Source organism: Phycisphaerae bacterium (assembly GCA_035384605.1).
GTDB lineage: Bacteria > Planctomycetota > Phycisphaerae > UBA1845 > PWPN01 > JAUCQB01.
Genome location: DAOOIV010000176.1, coordinates 1 through 7249, shown reverse-complemented (window position 1 = coordinate 7249; position 7249 = coordinate 1). Strand labels below are relative to the sequence as shown.

Genomic DNA, 7249 nt, shown 5'->3' with positions numbered 1-7249 from the left:
GACTACATATTCAAACCGGCGAAATCTCTGCACTTTCAGAACGACGCTGGCACCTCCTTGTACTCGCCGAGCTGATAGGCAATCAGCCCGAGATAAAAATGCACCATCGTGCGTTCGTGTGAGTCCCCCTTGTAGATTTTCACGTCGCTGCGCCCCATCGCCGCTTTTTGCTCTAGCTCCTTGTCGGTCAGCTCCTCCATCCAGCGCACCGCCTCCTGGAAATGGTCGCGGGCCTGCCTGGGCATGCCCAAATCGAGAGCCAGTGTGCCCGCCGCAAGATGCCGCAAGGCGCAGCTCGCATCCTGCTTCTCAGCCTCCTTGTCGAAAGTGCCGTAAGCCTTGAGGAGGGTCTGATCTGCGCTCCCCATGAAATCCTGCCCAGATCGCAGGTACTCGTACCAGGCAGAACAGGGAAGTGGTCTTTCGGTATCGTACACACCGGCAGCCCACGCCGGGGCCGAGTCCGCGATGGCCTTCCATTCCTCCGAAACGTCAACCTTGTCTGCGCTACTTGGACAGATCCTCACCAGATCCGCGTATGATCGGGTGGCCGGCGGCGCCGTCTCCGGTTTCCCCGTGAACGGCAATTTCTGAATCGGCGCTTTCTGCGCGCAACCGGCGACAACTAGGCAGATCAACACCGGGCCCCAGCCAAGTCCGTTCGCGAAAACCCTTGCTCGCACCATGGCGTCCCCCGCAGGCGATTATTCCCCGACGATCGGGGTCGCCCGGTCTCCTCTAGCACAATTGCCGGCCGTGATGACCTTGGCAATAGACATGAGATCCCTCACTTCGACTACTTCGACTTCGCCACCGTCGCTTTCCTCGAATCCGATTACCCTGTTAAACTGGTCCCGAACCGGTTCGCCGGCGTGCATGATCCGAAAACGACCACCTGCGGCCATGTTGGCGCCCAAACCGACGTCCAAATAGACCACATCGCCCGCGACCGCAGCTACGCGCACTCCGCGGTCCAGCCCTGTGAGTGAACTGACCAACTGGCCCACGGCGTCGTCGATGGCTGCCTGAAGAGTCTTGCCCTCACCTGTGACGTCGGTCGCGACTTCACCCGTGTATGCATCGAAAGCTGCAAGTTGGCATGTCAATCGGTAGTTTTCCTCTGCCTTGGATCGTGCGCGATCCCGGGCGGCCGCGTTAATCATTGCCATGTCGGCGCGCTGCTGCACTGTTCCGGAATCGTAGACGTTTCGCGGGCCCATGATTACCCCGCCCGCACCGGAGGATCCCGGGCTTTTCGACTCCGCCACTGCAAAGCCGATCCTGCCGTCAATGAGATAGCGCACGGCGATCAACGATCCATCCTTGGCTGCGGTGTCGGGATCCGCATACTGTGTCTTGGAAAACTTAATCTCTCTCAGGATCTCCAGGATACGCTCCCGCTCGATCACGGCGAAGGCACCGCTCTCGAGTAACGAACGCCTCAGCATGTGACGACTCGCTGGCCCCAGGCCATCTTGTCTGTGACCGCCGACGATGTTTCCCTTGCTGGTATTGATCTCGACATTGATGTTCACTTCTCCCCGCTGCGTTTGCAGCGGCTGGTATTCATCACCGAAAGGAACATCGTGCACCGGAATCGTGTCCTCGAAACGGATGATTGCCACGGCGATCCGGAACTTGGGATCGCCGCCACCCCGTTGGCGAACGGTGTGAACATAATCGTAAGCCTGTGGGACAGACGCCTGATTACTCGGCTCTTTCGCCGGCGGAGCCGGCGGATCGGTCAACACCGTCTCGGAACATCCTGTGAGAGCAATGCAGCACAACAAACCGACGCATGTACCGCTTCTTAAAGACATCACGATGCGTTCTCCTTCATGGTTTGTGTAACGAAGACTCGGCAGGCCGGCGGATGAGCATCTGATACTCAACCGCTTTCGGGCCCAGCGAGGTGCAGGCATATTCCGTCACCGTCCGTGCGTCCAAGTAGACGACTTCCCAATTGGTCTGTTCGAGAACATGGCCACGCGAGTCCAGAAACGTCGTCCGGCACTCAACCCACAGCGGCTTGCTCGTCTTGTTTCTCAGCGTGACGATGAGATGAAGCAGCCCCTGCCCCTTCGACTGCGGGTCCACGCGTACAACGTCGATCAGATTGGCCAGTTGCGATTGCTCGAACTGTATGCGCCCCTCCGTCTGGTAAGGGCTGTCCTCGCCCACCACTTTCACCGGCGTAGTCGTCTCCTTGCAGCCGACGACACAAAAGAGAATCGCGCTACCCGCAACGACGATTCGCGTCATGACTGAACCTCCGAAAAACAATCAAGACAGCCAATAATATCTCACGACTCACAACCGGTTCACCTAACGGTACATCGCCCCGGCCACGGAGTGCTTCTTGATCTCGTAATCGTCCTCCCACACGATCGCAGAGTCGGCTGCATTGGTCAGTCGAAAACTGTATCGCGTATAGCCGGTTCGTCCGCTGCCCGTGACCCTGTCAATCGAGTCGATCGTGCCGGTCAGGAAGAAGTCCGCGCCGTACGGCGTTCCCTCGCCGCTCGAGGTACGCTTCCCGGCAGCCTTGTCTCGGTTCTCTTTCTCAATCTGCTGGATAACGTCGCGATCCAGGAAAACGAGTCGGCCCTCCGCGTGCTTGACCAATTCGGTCCGCATCTTGCGCAAAAACGTATCCCCGTCAATGTAGTCGCTCGAGTTGTTCTCTACGCTGGCAAATGCGACTCGCGGGGGATTCTTCGACTGCTGGATCTGCGGCAGGGAAACCAGGCTCCTGGCCATCCGCTGCGCGATTGACCGAAAATCCTGGCTGGTCAGGCCGGTTCCATACTCGATGTCGCTCAGTTCGTCCGGGGCCAGCCGTTTGGTTTCCGTGGTGGCCGCACACCCGGCGATGAAACAGATGGTCAATCCAAACAGACTATTCCACCGAACAATCTGCAACATTTTTGCCTCCTCGATTAGTCGATCAAACCTAGCCCCATACCAAGCACGCGTTGAGCCCCTGGCAATATGAAAAAGCCGCGACCGGCAAGAACGTCATCGCCACCTTCCCTGTTTCTGAGCTGCGATCCGGATTTGACCTTGCGATTGGGACATCACCACGGGCCCGAACCACTCACCGAAACGCGCCCGAATGTCACACGCACAAAACATTGTAATGCATGGCAGCACCCTGGCAAGTAGTAGGATTTGGCTGTTTTCAGGTACTCGGAGAGACCGTCGAAACAGAGCGGTTCTGAAATCATCCCAGTCGCCCCGGAACCTCAGAGTTGCGTCTTATTCAAGCAACCCTATAATCAACGTAACTCCTTGCTGCAAAATGGCTAAAGTCTGCAAGTGCCGTCTTACTGACACAGCCGACTATGCGGGCACTTCTGATCCTCATGCGGCGCGATGGCAATAGTGGTAATTACTGCTTGATGATCGTGGAGATGCCTTGCAAAGTCAAGGTTTTTGCCCTGCTCCGGCGGGAGCACGTCAATATAGGTGTATCTGCAAGCCCAAGCTGTCATCGAACAGGCTCGGTCGATCGACGTTCGATGCCTTCCAGACACGGGCCAACCCACGACAAGCGCGCACGGGCGGCCGTGCGCGACGCGGGTTACGGAGCCGCTGGTTGTGCCAGGGGCACCCCGCCCGGCTTGGCATACGTGACGATGTTCATGGCCAGGGTCCAACGATCTGAATGGAACGCTCTGGGATAACCCAGACGATCAACCTTCAGACCCTCGTAATATGCGTATCCGTGGTCGTAGTAGTCGCCGTCGGCATACACGAGGATCGGCTCACTGGCCGTGACTTCAATGTAATAGGTCTTGCCGGGCTTGAGCGGCAGCTCGTCCGGCATGTAGGCCACCTGAAACAGCTTGCACGGCAGTTCGTAGTAGGTCTCGTACCCCTCCACCGGCTTGGGGGCGTCGGGATAGCGAATAATCGGGCGAACCGGCGACTCATGCCCGACCGCGGTCTTGACCAACCCCATGGGCCGCTCCCATTCACCGTCAGGTCGAATCCTTACGTCACACTTGACGGTCCGGCTGTTCCGCCCGTTGCTCGCCCAGAACGACACGCCGGCCAGGCTCACGCCATTCGATACAAACGTCTGAGCCCAGCTCCGCGTCGGGCGATGACCGGGAACAAAAATCTCCCACTCCTCGCTGCGTATGTGGTTCTCGACAAGCTGACCGTGACTGTTGCCAAAGATGAGACAGCATAAGTCCCCGCCGGTGGGCTTGTCGTCCTTGAACACCTCGCCTTGTGCATACCCGTCCCCCTTGTCGGGGCGGATGTACGCCGGCAGCGGCACACGCTCCCCTCCATGGCTGTTATAACCGCCGACGCACATGGCGTAGGTGCGCCCGGGCTCCACCTCGAGATCGCCGTGACGCCAGCCGCACCGTGCGACGCTGTGATCGCTGTGCCCGCCGCTCATGAAGTCGATGTTGCGGCTTCCGTCGTGGTTGGCAATGAAGATCGGTTTGCCAGTAGGGCCGTCTTCGTGCAGCGTGGCGTTGAACTTGTTACCCCACCACACCGCCTTGGGGCCGTCGAAGATCGTGCAGCCGTAAATCTGCGTGCACCGGGGTACGAAAACCTGAAACCAGTGGTGATTCCGCTGAAGGTACTCCTTGTCCCATACCTCCGGATACCCGGGTGGCACGCACACATATTCGGTCGGGATGAGAACGTCCCCGCCGGGATAATTCGGCACGATGACCGGCGGCGACTCGATCCGGTCCAGCATGGCGATGAGAACCACGGGCTTGTCTTTCTCCGCTTTCGGCAAAGTGAACTGAGCGTCATCGCCGATTCGCGCAAAGCGGCCCTCGCCGCTGCCGGCCTGATACGCGTCCACCCAGCCGGGATGACCGGCGAAGGCGTGCCGTTCGGCGCGACCCGTGACGTACGGAACCATAATGGTCCCGCCTCTTGTCACGTCACCCACTGATCCGGCAACGATCGCGGCAAGAGTCAGGAACGGCAGATGACGCAGCGTCCGTTCCATTTGGCCTCCTTTTCGGGCGGCGCGCCTCTCGGCGCTCAACGGCCTGTCGCGGACGAAATGCACGCGCAGCCTTGACAGGGCATTATCGCATGCCCCCGATTATTCTTAAATGATCGTGAACCATCGTGCAACAGCGCATAACAGAAACGCCTGCAAAGATAGTAATTGGGGGCTCATCGGCACCGCCGAGCCGCGCTCGGCCGATACGCGCCGCCGGCAGACTGCACGTCATTCCCTTCAGAGTTCACAGTCAGGGTCCGCCGGTACTCCCGGACCCGAAGCACAATTCTCAAACCTCAGCAGGTCAACGCTGTCAACGTCCTGATCGTCCGCATCGAGATCGGCACAGATGCATGCGCCCGAGACTCCGCCGCCCGCACCCGTCATGCACGCCTGCATCGCGGCAAAATCCGCCTGATCCACGTCGCCGTCGCCGTCCATGTCGGCCGCGGGCGTGTTGCAGCCGCCGATCGCCTCTACGTAGAAATCAATCTTGTCGTAAAGCATCTGACCGTCGGCCGACCCATCATACAGACCCGTGCGATTCCGCAGGAGCACGTACTGGGGACAGACCGGCTCGCCGTTTTCGGCGGTGGCTGCGAACTCGCCCGATTGCTCGATCTCGGTGAACCCCGAAACCGCCGTCGCCCCGTTCAACGACCACCAATTGAGTTGTGCCAACCGGAAGAACCCGAACCAATTCGACCGCAGCATCCAAGCCTGATATGGATCCGGCGGGACGTCCGTCACCGAGTACCCCGAGCCCCGAACGTCCCAGCAGATCTCGAACCACTGCTCGGCATCCTGATAAGCCGCCGCAATCTTGGTCGCGTAGTTCAAACGCCATCGAAACCCCGTCGCGGATGGAGTCCATTTTCGAACCGGAACCACATGACCCCACCAGCCGGCGGTCTCGGGACTTCCCACGCCGGCAACCCTCACCCGGCCCCAGAAATTATTCCCGTAAGGCGTGGTCACGCCCCGAGGGTTGGTGGGCACGGTGACGCCGTTGGAATAGCCTTCAATCGGACCGCGGGGCCCGGTGTCGTCGTAGTGCTCAAAGTCAGCGAAGTACAACCAGCCGAGCGGAGGATCAGGGTCGGCGTAGGAATGACTCCAGTCGTTGGGATCCGCCCATCCCTCCTCGAAACCGCTGTTGGGGATGTCGCCCATAAACGGGCCGATGCTGCTGCCCGTCGCCGACTCCGCCGTGAGAACCACGCCGTCAAACAGGTTATGACAGGTCGGGGGATTCTCGCTGTAGCTCAATGAAAGCTCCAGTACAACGTATTGCGGGTTCCCCGGAATACTTCCATCCAGCACGATCTTGCGCCAGTTGTTGAAGTTCGGTGTATACGGATTCGCCGCACGGTTCATGAACGGGCTGGAATCCAGCTTCCCAATGCGGTGCATCTGAGCGCCCAGTCCCTCCAGCGAGCCGGCCTTCATGTTGATCTGCTGACCATCGGCACGCCAATACAGAAACCACTCCTGGCCGACGTAGCCGCTGGACCAATTGCCCTCGGACGCGCTGTGGGCCAACTGGACCCATATCTCGAAGTGATAGTTCACCCGGTCCGCGCCGGCATACCAGTTCCGGACCGCGATCTGCTGCCGGATCAGGGAATACTTCTTGGGCACCGTGGTGCTGCTGTTGTGGATCCATGTCCCGCCGCCGAAGTACTCGCCATCCGCCGCGCGGATCTTCGGATGCTCGTATGGAATCTGCGGATGCCCGCTGATGTCACCGCAGACACACTCTCTGACCGGCGGGTTGTGAAAGTTGGCGCTGGTACCGTAGTTGTAGGTTGTCTGCCAGCCGTTGTAGCCATCTTCAAAGCTGCCGTTGACGAGCTGATTGTCGACCGCCAGGGCGGGAAGAAGAGCAGACAGGACAATTGAACCGAAGCAAATGAATCTGAACCACATACGGTTCCTCCTCTCCGTTCCGACGGAAACGGAAATCCCAAGGGTCCGCCTGCCCCCCCTGCCTCCCGACTTCTCGTTGCCCCACTTACCGGACAAGCGCGTTGGTGCCCTTGCTTCCCTCACGACCAGCTCCGCCCGTCGCGGCCGGAACAAGACGCAACGACTTGCATCTTAGAACCTTACGGCCGGATGCCTGTGCGGCTCGCGCGCACGTCTCCGGATCGCCGGGTGCCATGCCCACGGCTTTGCGTGGGCATGCGCCTTTCCATCCTTACGGCTCCGCTCGGCCCGGAATCCTTTCCGGGCCGCACTCTCGCCCGCTCGGCCCGGAAT

General features: G+C 59.7%; 6 protein-coding genes. All 6 read right to left on the bottom strand.

The genetic code is table 11. The annotated features are described in order from the left end of the window. Positions 1-35 precede the first annotated feature (35 nt). The 6 genes from PLL20_21110 to PLL20_21085 all read right to left on the bottom strand — a co-directional run bounded on the left by PLL20_21110 (position 36) and on the right by PLL20_21085 (position 6916). On the bottom strand, positions 36-368 hold the full coding sequence (locus PLL20_21110) for a hypothetical protein (protein ID HPD32501.1): 333 nt from the start codon (positions 366-368) through the stop codon (positions 36-38). Positions 369-704: 336 nt separating this feature from the next. Continuing rightward, complete coding sequence (locus PLL20_21105; protein ID HPD32500.1) at positions 705-1820, bottom strand: CsgG/HfaB family protein; 1116 nt, start codon at positions 1818-1820, stop codon at positions 705-707. A gap of 16 nt (positions 1821-1836) precedes the next feature. Continuing rightward, entirely contained in the window at positions 1837-2262 is a 426-nt protein-coding gene (locus PLL20_21100) for a DUF1425 domain-containing protein (GenBank protein HPD32499.1), read from the bottom strand. 63 nt (positions 2263-2325) lie between these two features. Next, positions 2326-2925, bottom strand: coding sequence for a hypothetical protein (locus PLL20_21095; protein ID HPD32498.1), 600 nt, complete (start codon positions 2923-2925; stop codon positions 2326-2328). 658 nt (positions 2926-3583) lie between these two features. Beyond that, positions 3584-4987 carry a hypothetical protein gene (locus PLL20_21090; protein HPD32497.1) on the bottom strand — a complete coding sequence of 468 codons (1404 nt, stop codon included), beginning with the start codon at positions 4985-4987 and terminating at the stop codon, positions 3584-3586. Positions 4988-5224: 237 nt separating this feature from the next. Then, a complete protein-coding gene (locus tag PLL20_21085) occupies positions 5225-6916 on the bottom strand; it encodes a hypothetical protein (protein HPD32496.1) in 1692 nt (563 codons plus the stop codon). Positions 6917-7249: the final 333 nt, after the last annotated feature.